Origin of the sequence: Burkholderia sp. Ac-20345 (assembly GCF_017104825.1) — a bacterium.
GTDB classification, from domain to species: domain Bacteria; phylum Pseudomonadota; class Gammaproteobacteria; order Burkholderiales; family Burkholderiaceae; genus Burkholderia; species Burkholderia lata_B.
In genome coordinates, this window is the sequence record NZ_JAAGPO010000145.1 from 1 (window position 1) to 18,658 (window position 18,658).

Sequence of the window (18,658 nt, forward strand, 5' to 3'; positions counted from 1 at the left end):
TCCGGCTGCTCGTACAGCGCCAGCGGCGAGCCGACCTGCTCGATGCGGCCGCCGTTGAACACCGCGATCCGGTCGCCGAGCGTCATCGCCTCGACCTGGTCGTGCGTCACGTAGATCATCGTGCTGCCCAGCTCGCGATGCAGCCGCGCAAGTTCGAGCCGCATCCCGCCGCGCAGCGCCGCGTCGAGGTTCGACAGCGGCTCGTCGAACAGGAACACGCCCGGCTTGCGCACGATCGCGCGGCCGATCGCGACGCGCTGCCGCTGGCCGCCCGACAGTGCCTTCGGCTTGCGGTCGAGCAGTGCCGACAGCCGCAGCGCCTCGGCCGCCTGCCCGACGCGCGTGCGCGTCTCGGCCGCGTCGACACCTGCGAGCTTCAGCCCGAACGCCATGTTCTCGAACACCGTCATGTGCGGATACAGCGCGTAGTTCTGGAACACCATCGCGAGCCCGCGCTTCGCGGCCGGCACGTCGTTGACGCGGCGGCCGTCGATCAGCAAGTCGCCCGACGTGATCTCCTCGAGCCCCGCCAGCATCCGCAACATCGTCGACTTGCCGCAGCCCGACGGGCCGACGAACACCATGAATTCGCCATCCTCGATGTCGAGGCTGACGTCCTTGATCACGTCCGCGCCGTCGTCGTAGCGCTTGCGGATCTGCTTGAGCGACACACTTGCCATGATTGCCTTTCTCCTCGTCCGTTGCTGCCGCTCACCATTCGGCGACCGAGCCGTCCTCGCGACGCCACACCGGGTTGCGCCAGCGGTGCCCGATCGCGGCGGCTTCCCTCACCTTCTCCTCGTCGATCTCGACGCCAAGCCCCGGCGCATCCGGGCGCGCGACGTAGCCCGCATCGAACGCGAACGGGATGCCGCGCGTGTACGCGTACATCGCGTTGTCGTCGTGATAAGCCACATTGGTCGACTGCTCCTGGATGAACGCGTTCGGCGTGCAGAAATCGATCTGCAGCGACGCCGCGAGCGTCAGGGGCCCCAGCGGGCAATGCGGCGCGACCGCGACGTCGTATGCCTCGGCCATCGCCGCGATCTTGCGCAGCTCCCAGATCCCGCCCGTGTGGCTCACGTCGGGCTGCACGATGTCGACGACACCTTCCTGCAGCAGCTCCTTGAACTGCCAGCGCGTGAACAGCCGCTCGCCAGTCGCGAGCGGCACCGCGCAGTCGCGCGCAACTTCGCGCAGCGCGTCGTTGTGCTCGGGCAGCAGCAATTCCTCGTAGAACATCGGGTCGAACGGCGCGAGCGCCCTGGCGAGCGCCTTCGCGACCGGGCGGCGAACGCGGCCGTGGAAATCGATGCCGAGCCCGACCTCCTTGCCGATCGCGTCGCGCACCGTGCCGAAGCGCGCGACCGCGCGGTCGATCGCCGCCGGCGACTCGATCCAGTCGGTCGCGTTGACCACGCCCATCTTCAGCGCGGTATAGCCGGCCTCGACGAGCTGCCGTGCGTTCGCGGCCATGTCCTCGGGTGTGTCGCCTTTCACGTGCGCATAGACGCGCGCCTTGTCGCGCACGGGGCCGCCGAGCAGGTCGTAGACGGGCACGCCGAGTGCGCGCGCCTTGATGTCCCACAGCGCCTGCTCGATGCCCGAGATCGCGCTCGTCAGGATCGGGCCGCCGCGATAGAAGCCGCCGCGATACATGACCTGGAACAAATCCTCGATGTGGCGCGGATCGCGGCCGATCAGGTAGTCGGCGAGTTCGTGCACGGCGGCGGCCGTGGTGGCCGCGCGCCCTTCGACGATCGGCTCGCCCCAGCCGGCCAGGCCCTCGTCGGTGCTGACCTTCACGAACTGCCAGCGCGGTGCGACCGCGAATGTTTCGATTTCGGTGATCTTCATGTGGAGGAACGGGTCCGGTTGAACAGCAGCGCCGACATGCCGTTGTCGGCGACGAGATCCGCGCCGGCGATGCCGGCCGCCGCGTCCGACAGCAGGAACGCGGCGATCCGGCCGATATCGGCCGGCTCGTTGATGCGCTGCGCGGGATGCAGCGCGCGATACGCGTCGAGCAGCGCGGGATCGCGCTCGAGTGCCGCGCCGATCGGCGCGTTCAGCGTGAAGCCGGGGCTCAGCGTGTTCACGCGGATGCGCTGCGGCGCGAGGCTCGTCGCCATCGCACGCGACATCGCGACGATGCCGCCCTTGGTCGCCGCGTACATCTCGAAGCCCGGCACGCTCGCGCCCGCATGATTCGACGCGATGTTGACGATCGCGCCGCCGCCCGCACGTGCGATGCGCGGCGCCGCGAGCTGCGCGCACTGGAACATCGAGCGCAGGTTGGTGCGGTACAGGCGGTCGCAGTCGTCGAGCGAGAATGCGTCGAACGGGCCGTGCAGCGTGATGCCCGCGTTGTTCACGAGCCCGTCGAGCCGGCCGTGATGCGCATCGACGCGCTCGAACAGCGCGGCGACGCTCGCCGGCTCGGCGACGTCGGTCTCGACGAACAGTGCATCGCGCCCGCCGAGCCGTTCGCGTACCACGTCGGCGCGCGCGGCGTTCTTCTCCGCGATGACGACCTGTACGCCGCATTGCGCGAGCACTTCGACGATGCCGAGGCCGATGCCGTCGCCGCCGCCGGTGACGACGACCACGCGGCCGTCGAGCGATTCGAATGGATTCATGATTTCACCCCTTGACCGCGCCGGCCGTGATGCCCGCGACGATCCTGCGCTGGAGCAGGAAGAACAGCACGAGCAGCGGCAGCGTGCCCATCACGGCTGCCGGGAACAGCTTGGTCGGATCGATGTCGTTGGTGCCGATGAAGCGGAACACCGCGACCGTGATCGTGAACTTCGACGAGTCGGTCAGGAACAGCAGCGGATAGACGAGGTCGTTCCACACCGACAGCGTGACGAACATCGCGAGCGTGCCGGTGATCGGCCGCAGCAGCGGCAGCACGATATACCAGTACACCTGCAGCGGGCTGCAGCCGTCCATCACCGCGGCCTCTTCCAGTTCGAGCGGAATCCGCTTCAGGAAGCTCGTGTAGAAGAACACGCCGAGCGGCAGGCTCTGCACGGTGTACGCGAGCACGACGCCGAGGTACGTGTTGAGCAGGTGCAGGTCGCGGAACAGCACGTACAGCGGCGTCAAGCTGACGAACATCGGGATCGTCAGGCCGAGCGTCAGCACGATGTAGACCGCGTTCGACAGCCGGCCCTTCACGCGTGCCAGCGGATAGGCCGCGAGCGACGACAGCAGCGCGACGAGGAACGTGACCGCGACCGTGATGCCGATCGTGTTCGCGACGCTGCGCCAGTAGTTCATCTGCGTGAACACGGCCGCGTAGTTGCCGAAGAACACGTGATCGGGCAGCCCGAGCGGGCGCGCGATGATGTCGTCGCCGGTGCGCAGCGACATCAGCACCATGTAGATCGTCGGCAGCAGCACGATCGCGACGATCGCGATCGCGGCGACGAGCCGTGCGAACCCTGGCACACGGCGCAGGAGTGCGCCGGTGCGCAGCCCGCCGCCCGACGTGCCGGCGGACGGATGGTCCGCATGAAAGCGTTGGCGGATGACGTTCACAGGTTGTCCTCCCGGCGGCGCAGGATCGTGTTCTGCGTGGTGGCGACCACCACGACGATCGCGAGCATGATCATCGACAGCGCGCTCGCGAAGCCGAACTTGTAGTCGTTGAACAGGCTGTGGAAGATCTGCAGCCCGAGCGTGGTCGTCGCGCCGTCCGGCCCGCCGTTGGTCAGCACGAGCGGCAGTTCGAAGGTTTTCAGCGTGCCGATCGTGCTCAGCGTGATGTTCACGGTGAACGCCGGCGCGAGCAGCGGCAGGTCGATGCGCGTGAAGCGCACCCACGCGTTCGCGCCGTCGAGCTTCGCCGCGTCGTGCAGTTCCGACGGGATGTTCAGGTAGCCGGCCAGGAAGATCGCCGTCGAATAGCCGACGTACATCCACACGTGCACGGCCGTGACGGCCGGCAGCGTGACCGACGGATCGCCGAGCCACACCTGCTGCAGCGCGTCGAGATGCACGAGATGCAGCAATTCGTTGATGCCGCCGCCGAGCGGCGAGTACAGGTACTCCCACACGAACCCGGCGATCACCGCCGAGAACATGCTCGGCACCAGCAGCCCGACGCGCAACGCGCCGCGCAGCCGCGGCAGCGAGAACAGCAGCGCCGCGAACAGCAGCCCGAGCCCGTTCTGCACGATCACGACGATCGCCGCGTACGCGAACGTGACGACGAGCGTATGCAGGCTCGCGGGATCGCGAAACGCCGCCGCGTAGTTCGCGAGCCCGATCCAGTGCGCATCGCCCACGCCGGAGAAATCCGTCAGGCTCATCCGCGCGGCCTTGAACAGCGGATACAGGCTCAGCAGCGCGTACAGCGCAAGCGCCGGAACGGCGCACCACAGCAAGGTCCGGTTGCGCTTCATCACGCGCCTCCTTCGTCGAACCGCGCCGCGCGAGATCGCGCGGCACCGGAAATGTCAGCGGACAGGCCGTTCATCGCGCGGCCGCATCCCAACGGGCCAGCAGCTTCGCCGGGTCCTGCCCGATGTCGAGGAAATACGCGGACATCGAATTCCAGATCGCCGTGAACAGCGTGCCGGTCCACACGCCCTTCGGATACAGCACGACGTGCCCGTTCTTCTGCGCGGCCGCATACGTCTGCGCCTGCGGCGGCATCGCGTCGGTGCCGCCCTCGAACGGGCTGAACCCGGCTTCCGCGTCGAGGAACTGGCGGTCGTTGTCGGGGCGCGCCCAGAACGCGAGCCACTTCTTCGCGGCGTCGGTCTGGTGCGACGCCGCATTGATCGCCCACGCGGTGCCGAGCATGTCGAGCGCGACGGGCCCGTTGCCGGGCACGAGCGCCGGCAGCGGCGCGAACTGGAACGACAGGCCCTTCGTCGCGCTGAACTTCGCGATGTTCCATGCGCCCTGCGGCATCATCGCGACGCGGCCGGCCTGGAACTCGGTGAGCCCCGTGCTCCATGCGCTCACGCCATTGTTCAGGCGCGGCACGAAGCACTTCGCGTCCGCCAGCACTTTCAGCGCGGCCATCGACTGCTTGAACGACGGATCGGCCGCGAAGCGCGCGCTGCCCGCGCCGACGAACGATTCGGCACGTGCATCCGCGTCACCGCCGCCGGCTGCCAGCCCGGACGCGATCACGAGCGCGGCGGGCGCCCAGCCTTCCTTCGCGGGCAGCAGCATCGGCGTGATGCCGGCCGCCGCCAGCTTCCCGCACGCGGCCTTCAGCTGGTCGACATCGGTCGGCACCGTCGCGATGCCCGCGCGCTTGAACAGGTCGAGGTTCGCGAACAGGCCGATGCCGACCAGCTCCATCGGCAGCATGTAGGTCTTCCCGCCGATCTGCGTGTGGTTGCGCACGCCGCGCCAGATCGTCGGTGCCCACTTCTCGCCGCTCAGGTCCAGCAGTTGATGTGCGCCCTGCCACTGCCGCATCAGCTCGCGGTCGATCATCAGCACGTCGGGCCCGTTGCCGCCCTGCAGCCGCGACGACACGACCGTCGTCGTGTCGTTGCGCGACATGTATTCGAACTTGACCTTGATGTCGGGGTTTTCCTTCTCGAACTTTGCGATCAGCGCCGCCATGTTGGCGGGCTCGGCACCGCCGCCCTTCCAGCCCGTCACGTCAAGCGTGACCGGCGCGGCGCACACCTGCGCCGCCAGCACTGAAAGGACTGCGAAAGTTGCCGCCCGAAGCCTGTTGAACATCTGCTGTCTCCACGTTGTTGTTGAATCGTTGCGCACGGCCATTGGGGTACGGCCAGTGGTGCACGGCCAATGGCGTGCGGCATGCATGCAGCCGCGATCCGTCGCGCAGGAATCCCGCGTTTCCCCGTCGTCCGATTCATTTGGGAAAGCGCTTTCCCTATTGTGTCGCACAACCTGCCCGGCGTGCAAGCGCCGGGGCGAACCGATCGTCTAGGGGATATCCCGGGGGCGTGTCGCAGCGGTTGCGAACCGCCCGTTCGCAACCGGATCGAGCGGTCATCGTGCCGAAGGCGCTATCATCGAATGTGCGACTCTCGTCCGGCCCTTATTTGCCGGCCCACTTTCAACTCGCTCAACCGACATGACAACGACTACCGAACGCGTGGACGGCGCCGCCCAGCATCTCGTCGCCGCCCGCCATGCCGGCTCGCCCGGCCCGCTGCTGCCCGATGCGCTGCGTCCCGAGAACGTCGAGACTGCACTGGCAATCCAGCAGCGTGTGGCCGACCTGCTCGGCGAACCCGTCGGCGGATGGAAATGTGCGCTGCCGCCGCCCGACCGCGTGATCCTCGCGCCGATCTTCACGTCGACGATCCGCGAGGCCGATGCGCCGTACCGCGTCGTCGGCGGCCCGATCGTGCGGATCGAACCGGAAATCGCGTTCGTGCTCGATCGCGACCTGCCCGCGCGCGAACAGCCGTACGACGAACAGGACGTGCGCGACGCGATCCGCGAAGTGCGCATCGTGCTCGAAGTGCTCGGTTGCCGCTATGCGGAGCCCACGCGCGCGTCGAAGTTCGAGCTGCTGGCCGACGGTCAATTCAACCAGGGGCTGTGCGTCGGCCCGGTCGTACCCGACGGGCTGAACGTGCCGCTCGAGACGCTGGCGCTGTCGTTCGAAGGCGCGCTGAACCGCGCGATCGACGGCCGCCATCCGGACGGCGATCCGCTGAAGCCGCTGGTGTGGCTCGTCAATTTCCTCGCCTCGCGCGGCGACGCCGTGCGCGCCGGGCAGATCGTGACGACCGGTTCGTACGCGGGCGCGATCGACGTGCCGCTCGGCGATGCGCTGACGGTGCGCTTCGGCGAACTCGGCAGCCTGTCGGTGACGTTGACGGCGTGATGCGTGCGGGCGGCATGTGGACATGATGCCCGCGCGCTGCTCCCGTTCCCACTCGCCCACTTGCCCACTCGCCCACTCGCCCGCTCGCGCGCGACGCCGTGATTCCGGCGTGACGACGCACGCCGCGTACGGTACCGTCCGATAGCCGCGGCATATCGAAACGATCCGTCCTTCGGAATTTACCGGGCGAGCGCCGGGCACGACACTGGTGTTGGCCGCAACCTCTGCGGCGACAACCCGCCATCGTGCCCGGATCCCTCATGCCTGAAGTCCTGAAAGAACGCCTGCCGCTTCGCATCCGCGACGTCCGCGTCGACCTGTCGCTCGCGCGCCGCGCGGGCGATGCCGCCCCGATCGTGTTCCTGCACGGATTCGGTTCGACGAAGGAAGACTACGTCGACATCGCGCGCTACCCGGCATTCGACGGCCGCCCGTTCATCGCGTACGACGCGCCCGGTTGCGGCGCCACCGCCTGCGACGACCTGTCGGCCGTCTCGATCCCGCTGCTCGTCGAGACCGCACACGCGGTGCTCGACCACCATCGCATCGAGCGGTTCCACCTCGTCGGCCATTCGATGGGCGGGCTGACCGCGCTGCTGCTCGCGCACGTGCTGCGCGAGCGCGTCCTGAGCTTCATCGACATCGAAGGCAACGTGGCGCCCGAGGACTGCTTCCTGAGCCGACAGATCGTCGACTACCCGGCCGACGATCCCGATACGTTCCTCGACGCGTTCATCGAACGTGCGTGGCATGCGCCGTTCCATTCAAGTGCGCTGTATGCCGCGAGCCTGCGGCACAAGGTACGCGCCGCCGCGGTGCGCGGCATCTTTACGTCGATGGTCGAACTGTCCGACCACGGCGGGCTGATGACGAAGTTCCTCGGCCTGCCGTGCCGCCGGATGTTCATGTACGGCGACCAGAATGCAACGCTGTCGTACCTGCCGCGCCTGCAGGACGCTGGCGTCGCGCTGGCCCGCATCCGCCAGTCGGGCCATTTCCCGATGTATTCGAATCCGGCCGAGATGTGGCAACGGATCGCCTCATTCATCGCGTCGGCCGAAGCCGCCTAGGCCCGCGCCGTTCCCGTCGGATCCGGCGCGCCGCCCACGCGCGCGCCGCCGCCTTTTTTCCGCGGGTGCTTCAACATGTCGACGACCGCCGCGACGAGCGGGTTGTCGCGCGTCGTATTCCACGCGACGGCCGTGGTGACGACGCTGACGCCTTCCCTGAGCGGCCGGAACGCGACGTTCTCGGGCGCGAGCTTTTCGAGCGATGCCGGCACGAGCGCGACGCCCTGCCCGCACGCGACGAACGCGACCTGCGACGCCACGGAGCGCACCTGATGCACGATGCGCGGCGAAAAACCGTTCGTCCGGCACGCCGCGACCAGACTGTCGAAGTGAACGGGGCTCACTTGCCGCGCGAACATCACGAAGTTTTCGTCCGCGAGATCGGCCAGCGGAATTCGTGCGCGCTTCGCAAGCGGATGCCCATCCGGCAGCGCGGCGACCAGACGGTCCTGCCGTAGCGGCTCCAGCGCGATCGCATCGCCCAGTCCACCCTCCAGCCGCGCGAGCGCGAGATCGACGTCGCCGGCCTCCAGCGCCGGCACGGCCTCGACGCTGTCGATTTCCCGTACCGATACCGTCAACTTCGGATACTCGGCCTTCAATCGCGCGATGACCGGCGGCAGCACGTCCACCATCGCGGACGTGATCGCACCGATCGTCAGCACGCCGCTGTGCCCGTCCACCGCCTCACGCACCGCGAGCTCCAGACGCTCGACCTGTTCGACGAACTTGCGCACCGCGGGCAGGATCGCCGCGCCGACCGGCGTCAGTTGCGCACCGCGCCGCGAGCGCTCGAACAACCGCACCTTCAGCGCCTGCTCGAGCACCTGGATCTGCTCGGTCAGCGGCGGTTGCGACATGTTCAAACGTTTCGCGGCCCGTCCGAAATGCCCCTCCTCTGCCACCGCGAGAAACAGCCACAGGTGCCGAATCAAACGAAAGTTGACCATGGTTCGATAGCCTCGACGTATCAATTGAATCCTGAATTCGGAATATACATATCGAACGCGAGCGCCGATAGTGCGGATTCGACATGCAGACGGAGCCCACCATGCCCGAATCATCCCTACTCGACCGTCTCGCGCGTTTCGATACGAACACCATATCGGACGCGCTGGACTTCCTCGCGCTGCCCGGTGCGACGGTCGGCCTGCGCCCGCTCTGGGCGTGCCCGAAAATCGTCGGCCGTGCGAGCACCGTGCAGCTCGCCGCGAAAACCGGCGACGCGCCGACTGCGCACCTGATTACGCCCGTCGTCGCCGCGATCGACGCCGACGACCGGATTCTCGTGATCGCGGGCGGCCTCGACGGCATCTCGTGCTGGGGCGACATCCTCGCGAACGCCGCGCAGGTCCGCCGCATCCGCGGCTCGGTGATCGACGGCATGAGCCGCGACATCGAAGGCAGCGAAGCGATCGGCTACCCCGTCTACGGCCGCGGCGTCACGATGGTCAGTGCACGCAATCGCGTCGTCCAGGTTGCAGCGGGCGACCCCGTGACGATGGCCGGCGTGATCGTCAGTCAGGATGACTATGTGATTGCCGACCGTTGCGGCACCGTGTTCGTGCCGGCCGCGAGAATCGACGACGTACTCGCATACGCGGAGCGCATCGCGCGCCGCCAGGACGGGATGGTGCACGCGGTGCGCGGCGGACGCTCCGTCGCCGACGTGATGCACGACACGGCATTCGAAGCCATCCGGGAGGAACGCGCATGAGCACCGACGATCAAACGCTCGTCGCATTGCTGGCAGGGCTCGACACACCCGCGGTGTCCGACGCGCTCGATACGCTCGGCATCGCCGGCCAATGCGTCGGCGTGATGCCGCTCGCCGATCCGGCGCAGGTCGTCATCGGGCCGGCATTCACCGTGCGGTACGCGACGGCCGGCACGCCGCCCGGCACGGTCGGCGATTTCGTCGACGAGGTCGGCGCCGGCGACGTCGTCGTGATCGACAACGACGGTCGCACCGACTGTACCGTCTGGGGAGACATCATGACGCAGTACGCGGGCCTGCGCGGTATCGCGGGCACCGTGATCGACGGCGTCTGCCGCGACGTCGCCCGTGCGCTCGCCGACCGGTATCCGCTGTTCACCAAAGGCCGCTTCATGCGAACCGGCAAGGACCGCGTGCAGGTCGAAGCGGTCAATGCACCCGTGTCGATCGGCACCGCGCGCGTCTGCAGCCGCGACATCGTCGTGGCCGACGCAAACGGCGTGGTCGTCGTGCCACGCGCACGCGTGCGTGAAGTTGCCGATATCGCACGTGGGATCGAGGCCGTCGAACAGCACATTCGCGACCGGATCGCCGCCGGCGCGACGCTCGCCGACGCGCGCGCGGCGCTCGGCTATCACACGTTGCAGCGGAGGGATCGATGAGCGCGCCCCACCTGTCCGCCGACGGCATCGCCGCGCTCCACGCCCGCGCACGGACGCTCGGCACCGCGACGCTGTTCGAAGCGTCCGGGCTGCCGTGCGCGGTCGATCCGCAAGTCCGGACGCTATGGCCCGGCGCCTTCGTCGCCGCGCCGGCCTATCCCGTCGCGTGCTCGCCCGGCGACAACCTCGCGATCCACATCGCGCTCGAACGCGCACCGCGCGGCAGCGTGCTCGTCGTTGACACGGGCGCCTTCCTCGCCGGCTACTGGGGCGAAGTATTGACCGTCGCCGCGCAGGCGGCCGGCCTCGCGGGGCTCGTGATCAACGGCGGCGTCCGCGACGTCGCGGCCCTGCGCGCACGGCGGTTCCCGGTGTTCACGTGCGGCGTGTCGGTGCGCGGCACGGTCAAGGCCAGCGCACCGTCGGTCGGCATCGCGCTGCATTTCTCGGGCGCGCCGGTCGCGCCCGGCGACCTCGTCGTCGGCGACGACGACGGTGTCGTGATCCTGCCGGCCGCCCGTGTCACGCAGATCGTCGCGAACGGCGAGGCGCGCGCGGACAAGGAGGCCGCCATGATGCGCCGGCTCGCTGAAGGCGCGACCACGCTCGAACTGATGAATCTCGAACACTGGAGAACCGCGTCATGACGCAATCGATTTCTCGGCTGAACGCTCGCCTGGCCACCGCGCTGCCGTCGGCGACCTACCGGATCATGGACCGCGTTGCCGCGCGCCGCGCGGCCGGGCACGCGGTCGTTTCGCTCAGCGCGGGCGAACCCGACTTCGACACACCCGAACCGGTCCGCACGGCCGCCATCGACGCGATTCGCGCGGGCCACACGCGCTACACGCAGGTAGCCGGACTGCGCACGCTGCGCGAGGCCATCGCAGGAAAATTCGCCCGCGAGAACGGTCTCGAGGTCGACTGGCAGGACACGATCGTGTGCAGCGGCGGCAAGCAGGTGATCTTCAACGCATTTTCGGCAACCTTGAACGACGGCGACGAAGTCGTCGTGCCGGCACCGTACTGGGTCAGCTATCCGGAGATGGTCCTGCTGTGCGGCGGCACGCCCGTTGCCGTACGCTGCGGGGCCGGGAGCGGCTTCAAGCTCACGCCGGACGCGCTCGCGCAGGCCATCACGTCGCGCACGCGTTGGCTCGTGCTGAATTCGCCGTCGAATCCGACCGGCGCGGTCTACTCTGAAAACGAGTTGCGCGCACTGGCCGACGTCCTGCTCGCCCATCCCGACGTGCTCGTGCTGTCCGACGACATCTACGAGCACCTCGTGTTCGACGGCCTGGCGTTTCGCACGATTGCTCAGGTCGAGCCGCGCCTGCGGCCGCGAACGCTGACGATGAACGGCGTATCGAAGGCCTATGCGATGACGGGATGGCGGATCGGGTACGGCACTGGCCCGCGCTGGCTGATCGACGCGATGGAAACGCTGCAGGGCCAGCAGACATCAGGCGCATGTTCGATCTCGCAGCATGCGGCACTCGCGGCGCTGACCGGGCCGCAGGATCATATCGCGCATGCGCGCGGCGTCTTCGAGGCCCGTCGCGACCTGGTCGTCGCGCGGCTCGATGCGGTGCGCGGCATGCATTGCCCGACGCCGCAGGGCGCGTTCTATGCGTTCGCGTCGTGCGAAGCATTGATCGGCACGATGTCGCCGGCCGGTACGGCGCTCGACTCCGACGACGCGATAGCGATGGCGCTGCTCGATGAAGCCGGCGTCGCGATCGTGCCGGGCAGCGCATTCGGGCTCGACGGGTATTTGCGCATCGCGTATGCGCTGGACACCGCATCGCTCGCGACGGCATGCGACGCGATCGAGCGGTTCGCGCACGGGTGCCGGTGATCCCTCGGATGGGCGGCGGGGTCGGGACGCGTCACGCGCGCTCCTTCCGGGCCGTCCGCGACGGCAACGTCATCGCGGCCACCCCGGCAACGACGCATCCGAGTCCCACCCACGCCGATGCCGACAGCGACTCCCCGAGCAGCGCCATGCCGATGCCGACGCCGATCGGCACGCGCAGATAGGCTTGCGCCGTCGTGCCGACCGACCCGAGCGTCTGGACGAGCCGGAAGTAGATGACGAGCGCGAGTGCGGTCGAAAACACCGCGAGCGCCGCCAACGCCATCAGCGATTGCGGCGACGGATGAAGCGTCCACGGGCGATCGACGACGATGCTGGCTGGTACCAGCACGAGCGCGCCGACGATCAGCGAGCCTGCGGCCGGCGCCGCAGGCGACAGTCCGCCGAAGGCCCGCCCGTAGATCGCGGCGCCCGCGTAGCAGACGGTCGCCGCGACAATCGCCAGTTGCGGCACGAGCTGCCGTCCGAGTCCTTCGAACGCGCTTACGCCGACCACCAGCGAGATGCCGACGAGCCCCGCGACGACGCCGAACAGCTTCCGCGGCGTCAGCGGTTCATGGCGGGTAATCAGCCAGGTGCCGACGAATGCGAGGACGGGCGACGCGGAATTGAGGATCGTCGCGAGACCGGCTTCGACCGAGCGCTCGGCCCACGCGATCAGCGTGAACGGCACGACGCTGTTCAACAGCGCCTGCACGAAGAAGCGCCGCCAGACCGCGAGATCGCGCGGCATCGGAATGCGGCGGATGCGCATCCACAGCAGCAGCACCGAGCCGGCGATCAAGGTCCGCGCGGCAATCAGCGTCAGCGGCGGAATCGTCGCGACGCCGATCCGGATGAACGTGTAGGACGCGCCCCATAACGTCGAGAGCGCGAGGAGCAGGAGCAGATCCGTGACGGCGGGTGGGTTGCGGGGCATGACGGGCTGCATGTCGGAGTGTTCGCGTTCGCGATCCGTGACGGGTCGGGATCGACTCGTCGGGCACGGACCGCGTGAGCGGATGATGCGGTTGGCCGACACGCAAACGCTTCAGTGTGATGCGAAATATGGGTGGTGCCCGACCCGCCGCGCCAACGACACTACCCGACACCCCGCATCCACCCATCCACCATCAACGCGCCGCCATCGCCTCCGTAACCGCAAGAAACCGCTCGATCTCTTCACCCGTCTGGCAATGAAGCGGCGACACGCGCACCGCGCCGTCGAGATTGAATGATTTCAGCATCCGCCCTGAATACAGGCTCGACGCGACCCGCTCGTAGACGATCACGCCGCGCCGCTCGTACTCGCGTACCGCCTGCGTCGCGTCGAGATTCTCGAACCCGATGCCGACGATCAAATCACGCATCTCGAACGCGTCGTGGTCCCAGAACACGCGAACGCCGTCCATCGTCCTGAGCCCCCGCCGGCCGCCGTGACCGTCGAGCAGCGCCGCCAGCAACGCCCGTTCGTGCAGTTCGATCCGGTGCATGCCTTCGGCGAACAGCGTGCGCCGATCGTCCGAATCGCTGAAGTACGCGCCGATCCATGTGACGTAATCGACGATCGCCGTGACGACCGCGAATTGCGCGGGCGCCGGGCTGCCGAGTTCCCACACGCCCGACGCTTTCGCCGCGAGTCGGTGATGCGGCAGCGACGCCGCGCGCGGCGACAGCCACGAGATCCCGGAGCCGCGGCAGCCGAAGAACTTGTAAGGGGCGAAATTGATGCCGTCGACCGGCGTTGCCCGCAGGTCGATCAGGCCGTGCGGCGCATGCTGGACGGCATCGACGACGATGAACAGATCCGGCTTCTTCTCGCGTGCCCGTGCAACGATCGCTTCGATATCGAGTTTCGCACCGGAAATGTTCGACGCGGCCATCACGCTGAGCAGCGCCGTATCCGCGTCGACGAGCGACACGATCGCGTCGACGTCCACGCCGCCGGTTCGCGGATTGCTCGGCGCGATGCGCAACGTCTTGCCGGTGCGCTCCGCGTAGTACGTCATCGCGTCATGGGACGACGGATGCTCGAGCACGGTCGTGACCGCATTCGTGCCCGGCACGTTCTCCATGATCGCCCGCACCATGTCGAACATCGCGCCGGATGCCGTCAGCGATGCGTAGATCGAGCCGCCCTGCGCGTTGAGGATCGTGCGAACGTCGTCCTCGCCGCGCGCCTGGATCGCCTGCAGGTCGAGCGCGCGTTCGTGAATGCGCTCCGGGCAGTCGGGCAGCGCATCGACACGCGCATACGCATCGAGTGCCGCCTTCAGCCGGAACGACCCGCCGGCGTTGTCGAAAAACAGGCGTTCGCGCCCGTCGATGTCACGGTCGATGTGATGAAAGCGCGACCGGATTTCGCGCATCAGCGCGTCGGGAAAAAAGGCTCCACGGATACTGCTCATCTGCGATGCTCCTGTTTGGTTCTTGAGGTTGTCGGTCGGTGTCGTGCGGCCAGGGTCACGCGTCGAGCGACGCGAGATACGCGCGGCCCTTTTCCGCGTCGTACCGGCCTTCCCACTTCGCAATGACGAGCGGCGCGAGCGCATTGCCGATCACGTTCAGTGCGGTGCGTCCCATGTCCATCACGCGATCGACTCCGGCGATGAAGGCCAGCCCCTCGAGCGGCAGCCCCGCGCTCGCCAGCGTGGCGAGCAGGATCACGAACATGAAACCCGGTACGCCTGCCGCGCCTTTCGACGTGACGACCATCGTCAGCGTCAGCACGACCTGCTCCTGCCAGCCCAGATGCACGCCGTACAGCTGCGCGACGAACAGCGTGCCGATCCCGAGATAGATCGACGCGCCGTCGAGATTGAACGTGTAACCCGTCGGCACCACGAACGTCGTGATGCTCTTCGGCACACCGTAGTCCTCCATCTTCTTCATCAGTTGCGGCAGCACCGTCGCCGAGCTGCAGGTCGAGAACGCGATGATCAGCTCGTCCTTGATCACGCGCAGCAGCGTGAAGATCCGGAACCCGCACATCCGCGCGACGGCGCCGAGCACGCCGAGCGCGAACAGCAGGATCGCGAGGTAGGTCACGGCGACCAGCTTCAGCAGCGGCAACAGCGAACCGAAGCCGAAGCTCGCGACCGTCACCGCGATCAATGCACACACCCCGATCGGCGCGTAGTGCATGACCATGTTCGTGACCTTGAACATCGCATCGGCAATCCCTTTCAGCGTCGCGAGGACCGGCGCCCGGTATTCGTCCGGCACCGATTGCAGCCCGAGCCCGAACAGCAGCGAAAAGAAGATCACCGGCAGCAGGTCGCCCTTCGCCATCGACGCGACGATGTTGTCCGGAATCACGCCGAGCACGAGCGCCATCAGCCCGTGATGGGCCTGCGCCTGCTGCGCCGCCTGCTGGTAGTGCGACAGGTCCGCATGCCCGAGCTGCGACAGGTCGGTGCCAATACCGGGCTGCAGTACGTTGCCGATCACGAGACCGAGCACGATCGCGACGGTGGTCACCGCCTCGAAGTAGACCAGCGTCTTCAGGCCGATGCGGCCGAGCGACTTGCCGTCGCCGACGCCCGCGATGCCGATCACCATGCTCGTGAACACGATCGGCACGACGATCATCCGGATCAGCTTGATGAAGATGTCGCCTGCCGGCTGCAGGAACCCGGACACCGCCGCGTCGCGCAGCTGCGGGAAGCGGTTCAGTACGAGTCCGGCCGCGATGCCCGCGACGAGGCCGATGACGATCTGCCACGCCAGCCCGACGCGCGGCTTGCGCGCGGCGGGCTCGGCCGGCGGGTGTTCAATGACGGTGTCCATGTCTGTCTCCATAACCGGGGTCCATGCGATTGATCGTGGCGCACCGTGCGGCGCGCATGCCGGCGCGGGATTGCCGGCCGGTTCGGGCCGCGCGGGACACGCCGGGCGACACGACATCGACACCTTAAGCAGCCTAAATAAGCGAAAAAAGCGATTTTTTTATATGTCAAACTATCGCTTTTATTCATCTATCGGCGGACGCGATGCTGACCTTCAAGCAGATGGAGGCGTTGTACTGGATCGTGCAGCTCGGCTCGTTCGAAGCAGCGGCGAACCGGCTGAATACGACGCAGTCGGCGGTATCGAAGCGCATCCAGGAACTCGAGCGCGCGTTCGACCTGACCGTGTTCGACCGCGCGCATCGCAGCGCGAGGCTCACCGACAAGGGGGCGGAGCTCTTCGACCATGCGAAGGAATTGCTCGAACGCCGCGACCAGATCGTCGAGCGCATCAGTTCGAAGGAAGTGCTGGTGCGGCAGGTCCGGATCGGCGTGACGGAACTCACCGCGCTCACGTGGCTGCCGCGCCTGATCGCGGCCGTTCAGGCTGCCTATCCGAAAGTGCACGTGGAAGCCGAAGTGGACCTCAACGCGACGCTGCGCGAGCGCCTGGCGGCCGATACGATCGACCTGATCGTCGTGCCGCAGATCCATGCCACCGAGCCGTTCGAGTCGACATCGGTCGGCGAGGTCGACAACGCGTGGATGTGCGCGGCCGGATTCGCACCGAAGCGGAAAACGGCCATCCCGCTTGCGGACATCGCGCAGTTCCCGCTGATCCTGCAAGGCGGCCTGTCGGGCACCGGCCATCTGTACACGCGCTTTCTCCAGGAGCACGGGGTCGGCATGCAGCGCACCCTGGCCAGCAACAGCCTGATCGCGCAGATCGGGCTCGCGCTGTCGGGGCTGGGTGTCACCTACCTGCCGACGGCCTGCCTGTCGCGCATGGTCGCGTGCGGCGCGCTCGAGATCATGCAGACGCGCCCCGCGCTGCCCCCCGTTCGCTACGTCGCGTTGCACCGCGCCAACCGGCCGCATTCGCTCAATGCCGAGATCGCACGGCTCGCCGCGCAGTCGTGCAACTTCAACGCGAACCTGCTGGATCCCGGCGAGCATCCGCCGCCGGGCACACGCAAGTCGTAGGCGACGGTCGGCATCCGGATGTCCCGAACCCCGTGGCGCCGTCAACCGCTCGCCCCATCCCGCCGGCCCCGGCGTGATAACGTTGCACATCACCCGCGCACGGGCCCGCCCCGCCGGGCGCGCACACCGCTTTCACGCCGATATCGAACATGTCGCTGACACCGCTTCCCGCCCTGCTCGACGAAACCCTGCGCACCGTCGCGCGCCGCTACCGGCTGCCGCCGCTCGACAGCGCGCTGTCGCCGGCCGACGCCGCGAACCCGGCCGCCACGCTTGCGACCGTGATCGAGGAAGCGCGCACGATGCGAAGCGACGGACAGACGCCCGACGCGGCACTGCGGCAGCGCTTCATCGACGCCCTCGCGCAGATGATCCGCGATGCGATGGATACGCACGCCGGCGATCCCGCCTTTCAGGCCGCGGTGCTGCGGCACGATGCGCCGAGCGTGCGCGAATACGCGTCGTTGTCGGCGCACGCCGAGCAGGACCGTCGCGCGCTGCACTCGGCCGTCAACGCGATCGCGCACCCGGCCAAGCTCGAGCGCAGCGCCCGCCCATGGCAACGCGACGGGCTCGCGCGGCTGCATGCGGCCGCCACCGCCGCGTCGTGGGCCGAGCTGCACGACACGCTGCGACACCTGCTCGCGCTGCCCGACATGGCGACCGACGCCGCGTTCGAGCAGGACATCGTCAAGCTGAAAGACAGCCCCGCGCTCGAACGCATGCTGCGTGTCGGCGCACTGGCATCGGACGAGCACGTGCGTCGCTATCGCGCGCTCTGGGTCCGCCAGGGTCCGCTCGAGGGCAGCACCGTTGCCGTCGCGCAGGGCGTCGCATCGCAGCAGCGCGGGGCGGCCGTCGAAGCGCTGGCCGCACAGGCGCTCGACGCGCTGGCCAGCAGGCTCGACGCCGTCGACGCACGCCGCACGTACCGCGTGGTGACGTCGATGCGCGTGCCGTCATCGATACCGGGCCGGCACGATCGCGCGAAAACCGAATGGGACGCGATCCTGCTCGAACGCACGCGCGGCGACGACCCGGCGCCCGCATGGAACGTACGCTTCCTCGTCGAAGCGAAAGCGTCCGCGGATGCCGCGACGACCGATCTGCCGCGGCTGCTGCGCGGCCTGACCCTGCTCGCGCAGGCCGACCCGGACACGATCTATGCGTTCGAGACGCACCAGGGCACGGTGCGCGTGCACGGCGCATCGCTGCGGGCGCTGACGACCGACGAAGCGGCGCTGCCACGGGAAGTGCTCTATTGCTGCGATGCGTCTGCCGACGCGACGCCGCGCCTGCTGGGCGCCGCCAGCCGGATGCAGCTGCTGTCGGCGCAGGCCAGCCTCGAATACGCGAGCGCGCTCGCGCAGCGGCCGGATGCCGACCCGGGCGGCCTGGGTGTCGTCTGGCACGCGCTGCTCACGCTGCCGCAATGGCATGCCGTGCTGCACCAGTACCCGTCGTTGCGGCAGGTCCGCGAGCTGATGGTGGCGATCGACGACTTGCGGGCCGCGATCGACGATGTCGATGAAGACGGGGTGGCGAGCAGCGTATACGCGTGACGCTCGAAACGAGCCGCCGT

The 18,658-nt window shown here is 68.1% G+C and carries 18 protein-coding genes; 8 read left to right on the forward strand and 10 right to left on the reverse strand.

Annotated elements, in window-relative coordinates:
• The 6 genes from G3O06_RS34070 to G3O06_RS34095 all read right to left on the reverse strand — a co-directional run.
• Positions 1-680: ATP-binding cassette domain-containing protein (locus G3O06_RS34070; RefSeq protein ID WP_205818829.1), on the reverse strand; the 680-nt coding region annotated here is incomplete at its 3' end.
• Positions 681-711: 31 nt separating this feature from the next.
• The gene (gene dgoD, locus G3O06_RS34075) at positions 712-1,857 is read right to left on the reverse strand and encodes a galactonate dehydratase (RefSeq protein ID WP_205818830.1); all 1,146 of its coding nucleotides are present in this window, start codon (positions 1,855-1,857) and stop codon (positions 712-714) included.
• Complete coding sequence (locus G3O06_RS34080; protein ID WP_205818831.1) at positions 1,854-2,639, reverse strand: SDR family oxidoreductase; 786 nt, start codon at positions 2,637-2,639, stop codon at positions 1,854-1,856. The genes dgoD and G3O06_RS34080 overlap by 4 nt, the downstream gene beginning before the upstream one ends.
• A gap of 4 nt (positions 2,640-2,643) precedes the next feature.
• Positions 2,644-3,546 carry a carbohydrate ABC transporter permease gene (locus G3O06_RS34085; protein ID WP_205818832.1) on the reverse strand — a complete coding sequence of 301 codons (903 nt, stop codon included), beginning with the start codon at positions 3,544-3,546 and terminating at the stop codon, positions 2,644-2,646.
• The gene (locus tag G3O06_RS34090; RefSeq protein WP_011349624.1) at positions 3,543-4,412 is read right to left on the reverse strand and encodes a sugar ABC transporter permease; all 870 of its coding nucleotides are present in this window, start codon (positions 4,410-4,412) and stop codon (positions 3,543-3,545) included. Before G3O06_RS34090 ends, G3O06_RS34085 begins: the two co-directional genes overlap by 4 nt.
• A 70-nt stretch (positions 4,413-4,482) precedes the next feature.
• Positions 4,483-5,718 carry an ABC transporter substrate-binding protein gene (locus G3O06_RS34095; RefSeq protein ID WP_205818833.1) on the reverse strand — a complete coding sequence of 412 codons (1,236 nt, stop codon included), beginning with the start codon at positions 5,716-5,718 and terminating at the stop codon, positions 4,483-4,485.
• A 361-nt stretch (positions 5,719-6,079) separates the two neighbouring features.
• Between G3O06_RS34095 and G3O06_RS34100 the strand changes: the two genes are divergently transcribed.
• A complete protein-coding gene (locus G3O06_RS34100; RefSeq protein WP_205818834.1) occupies positions 6,080-6,841 on the forward strand; it encodes a fumarylacetoacetate hydrolase family protein in 762 nt (253 codons plus the stop codon).
• Positions 6,842-7,101: 260 nt separating this feature from the next.
• Positions 7,102-7,911: an alpha/beta fold hydrolase gene (locus tag G3O06_RS34105; protein WP_205818835.1), complete on the forward strand. Its 810-nt coding sequence runs from the start codon at positions 7,102-7,104 to the stop codon at positions 7,909-7,911.
• Here G3O06_RS34105 and G3O06_RS34110 read toward each other — a convergent pair.
• Positions 7,908-8,861 carry a LysR family transcriptional regulator gene (locus G3O06_RS34110; RefSeq protein WP_205818836.1) on the reverse strand — a complete coding sequence of 318 codons (954 nt, stop codon included), beginning with the start codon at positions 8,859-8,861 and terminating at the stop codon, positions 7,908-7,910. The two genes, G3O06_RS34105 and G3O06_RS34110, sit on opposite strands and share 4 nt — an antisense overlap.
• A 101-nt stretch (positions 8,862-8,962) precedes the next feature.
• Between G3O06_RS34110 and G3O06_RS34115 the strand changes: the two genes are divergently transcribed.
• The 4 genes from G3O06_RS34115 to G3O06_RS34130 are packed head-to-tail and all read left to right on the forward strand — an operon-like array spanning position 8,963 to position 12,148.
• A complete protein-coding gene (locus tag G3O06_RS34115) occupies positions 8,963-9,628 on the forward strand; it encodes an RraA family protein (RefSeq protein WP_205818837.1) in 666 nt (221 codons plus the stop codon).
• A complete protein-coding gene (locus G3O06_RS34120) occupies positions 9,625-10,290 on the forward strand; it encodes an RraA family protein (RefSeq protein WP_205818838.1) in 666 nt (221 codons plus the stop codon). The genes G3O06_RS34115 and G3O06_RS34120 overlap by 4 nt, the downstream gene beginning before the upstream one ends.
• The gene (locus G3O06_RS34125) at positions 10,287-10,937 is read left to right on the forward strand and encodes a dimethylmenaquinone methyltransferase (protein ID WP_205818839.1); all 651 of its coding nucleotides are present in this window, start codon (positions 10,287-10,289) and stop codon (positions 10,935-10,937) included. Before G3O06_RS34120 ends, G3O06_RS34125 begins: the two co-directional genes overlap by 4 nt.
• Entirely contained in the window at positions 10,934-12,148 is a 1,215-nt protein-coding gene (locus G3O06_RS34130) for a pyridoxal phosphate-dependent aminotransferase (RefSeq protein WP_205818840.1), read from the forward strand. Before G3O06_RS34125 ends, G3O06_RS34130 begins: the two co-directional genes overlap by 4 nt.
• Positions 12,149-12,179: 31 nt before the next feature.
• Here G3O06_RS34130 and G3O06_RS34135 read toward each other — a convergent pair whose 3' ends face one another.
• The 3 genes from G3O06_RS34135 to G3O06_RS34145 all read right to left on the reverse strand — a co-directional run bounded on the left by G3O06_RS34135 (position 12,180) and on the right by G3O06_RS34145 (position 15,934).
• Positions 12,180-13,085: an EamA family transporter gene (locus G3O06_RS34135; protein WP_205818841.1), complete on the reverse strand. Its 906-nt coding sequence runs from the start codon at positions 13,083-13,085 to the stop codon at positions 12,180-12,182.
• Positions 13,086-13,278: 193 nt separating this feature from the next.
• Complete coding sequence (locus G3O06_RS34140) at positions 13,279-14,553, reverse strand: aminotransferase class V-fold PLP-dependent enzyme (protein WP_205818842.1); 1,275 nt, start codon at positions 14,551-14,553, stop codon at positions 13,279-13,281.
• 55 nt (positions 14,554-14,608) lie between these two features.
• Complete coding sequence (locus G3O06_RS34145) at positions 14,609-15,934, reverse strand: cation:dicarboxylase symporter family transporter (RefSeq protein ID WP_205818843.1); 1,326 nt, start codon at positions 15,932-15,934, stop codon at positions 14,609-14,611.
• A gap of 203 nt (positions 15,935-16,137) precedes the next feature.
• Here G3O06_RS34145 and G3O06_RS34150 point away from each other — a divergent pair, with 203 nt between their 5' ends.
• Both G3O06_RS34150 and G3O06_RS34155 read left to right on the forward strand, forming a co-directional pair.
• Complete coding sequence (locus G3O06_RS34150; RefSeq protein WP_174969630.1) at positions 16,138-17,076, forward strand: LysR family transcriptional regulator; 939 nt, start codon at positions 16,138-16,140, stop codon at positions 17,074-17,076.
• Between the two features lie 149 nt (positions 17,077-17,225).
• Positions 17,226-18,638 (forward strand): 3-deoxy-D-arabino-heptulosonate 7-phosphate synthase, encoded by a 1,413-nt coding sequence (locus G3O06_RS34155; protein WP_205818844.1) that lies wholly within the window; start codon positions 17,226-17,228, stop codon positions 18,636-18,638.
• Positions 18,639-18,658: the final 20 nt, after the last annotated feature.

Excerpts from the sequence above, each read along its gene's own strand:
- G3O06_RS34115 (WP_205818837.1), top strand. The coding sequence starts at position 8,963 with ATGCCCGAATCATCCCTACTCGACCGTCTCGCGCGTTTCGATACGAAC.
- G3O06_RS34110 (WP_205818836.1), bottom strand. The coding sequence starts at position 8,861 with ATGGTCAACTTTCGTTTGATTCGGCACCTGTGGCTGTTTCTCGCGGTG.
- G3O06_RS34125 (WP_205818839.1), top strand. The coding sequence starts at position 10,287 with ATGAGCGCGCCCCACCTGTCCGCCGACGGCATCGCCGCGCTCCACGCC.
- G3O06_RS34105 (WP_205818835.1), top strand. The coding sequence starts at position 7,102 with ATGCCTGAAGTCCTGAAAGAACGCCTGCCGCTTCGCATCCGCGACGTC.
- G3O06_RS34080 (WP_205818831.1), bottom strand. The coding sequence starts at position 2,639 with ATGAATCCATTCGAATCGCTCGACGGCCGCGTGGTCGTCGTCACCGGC.
- G3O06_RS34145 (WP_205818843.1), bottom strand. The coding sequence starts at position 15,934 with ATGGACACCGTCATTGAACACCCGCCGGCCGAGCCCGCCGCGCGCAAG.
- G3O06_RS34155 (WP_205818844.1), top strand. The coding sequence starts at position 17,226 with ATGTCGCTGACACCGCTTCCCGCCCTGCTCGACGAAACCCTGCGCACC.
- G3O06_RS34140 (WP_205818842.1), bottom strand. The coding sequence starts at position 14,553 with ATGAGCAGTATCCGTGGAGCCTTTTTTCCCGACGCGCTGATGCGCGAA.
- G3O06_RS34100 (WP_205818834.1), top strand. The coding sequence starts at position 6,080 with ATGACAACGACTACCGAACGCGTGGACGGCGCCGCCCAGCATCTCGTC.
- G3O06_RS34130 (WP_205818840.1), top strand. The coding sequence starts at position 10,934 with ATGACGCAATCGATTTCTCGGCTGAACGCTCGCCTGGCCACCGCGCTG.
- G3O06_RS34090 (WP_011349624.1), bottom strand. The coding sequence starts at position 4,412 with ATGAAGCGCAACCGGACCTTGCTGTGGTGCGCCGTTCCGGCGCTTGCG.
- G3O06_RS34135 (WP_205818841.1), bottom strand. The coding sequence starts at position 13,085 with ATGCCCCGCAACCCACCCGCCGTCACGGATCTGCTCCTGCTCCTCGCG.
- G3O06_RS34120 (WP_205818838.1), top strand. The coding sequence starts at position 9,625 with ATGAGCACCGACGATCAAACGCTCGTCGCATTGCTGGCAGGGCTCGAC.
- G3O06_RS34150 (WP_174969630.1), top strand. The coding sequence starts at position 16,138 with ATGCTGACCTTCAAGCAGATGGAGGCGTTGTACTGGATCGTGCAGCTC.
- G3O06_RS34095 (WP_205818833.1), bottom strand. The coding sequence starts at position 5,718 with ATGTTCAACAGGCTTCGGGCGGCAACTTTCGCAGTCCTTTCAGTGCTG.
- dgoD (WP_205818830.1), bottom strand. The coding sequence starts at position 1,857 with ATGAAGATCACCGAAATCGAAACATTCGCGGTCGCACCGCGCTGGCAG.